This is a genomic window from Vibrio sp. 03_296, assembly GCF_002265885.1.
Window position 1 is genome coordinate 1 of record NZ_NPKW01000254.1, and the last position, 830, is coordinate 830.

At 46.8% G+C, this 830-nt stretch carries 1 pseudogene; it reads left to right on the plus strand.

What is annotated here, in order from left to right:
- Positions 1–464: 464 nt before the first annotated feature.
- A pseudogene (locus CIK04_RS23785) lies at positions 465–830 on the plus strand (magnesium chelatase domain-containing protein); the annotation flags it as partial.

Below are 830 nucleotides of genomic sequence, written 5' to 3' on the forward strand. Positions count from 1 at the left end.
TGGCCTCCTTGACTACTCTTTTGGTTGTAGCCGTTTCCATACATCTTGCACATAGCGTGCGCTCCCATACTTCCCGTCATTTCTGAACTGTCTAAATGTGATTCAATCAGTTTAGAACTTCGCCAACCCATGGCTGAAAAAAACCCCGCACTTTCTAGTGCGGGGGTTTGTAAATCTAGTGGTTATTTTGCGCCCACTCTCCCCCGCGCCGGTGCTAATGAGGACCACGATAATCAGGTTAATCAGAGAGTTAATTTGAGCGGCAAAGTTCATCTGTCTGTCGTTAAAATGTTGTGTAATGWTCTACGAAATTGTTTGCGTCACTAGTGGTAACACACAAAACTGTTTCGTGACAAGCAAAAAGTCATTCTTTTTTCACATTTAAGCCTCATCGCTTCACGCTATATAACAGTTCTGTAAAAACAAATCTATTATTAGAGACAACTAAAATTGAAGAGGCAGTGATGGGGTTGGCGATTATTCATAGCCGTGCCAGTGTGGGCGTCGAAGCGCCTTCCGTGAGCGTGGAAGTGCACATTAGTAACGGCTTACCGGGATTTACCTTGGTTGGGTTGCCGGAAACCACCGTAAAGGAATCAAAAGATCGCGTACGCAGTGCGATCGTCAACAGCAATTTCATTTCCTGCTAGCGGATCACCGTCAACTTGGCGCCCGCCGATCTGCCCAAGAAGGGGGACGCTTTGATTTGCCGATTGCACTCGGTATTTTAGCCGCTTCTGAGCAGATCTCCGTTCAGTTTCTCCAGCAACATGAATTTGTCGGTGAGTTAGCCTTAAGTGGTGAGCTACGAGCGGTGAAAGGGGTGTTGC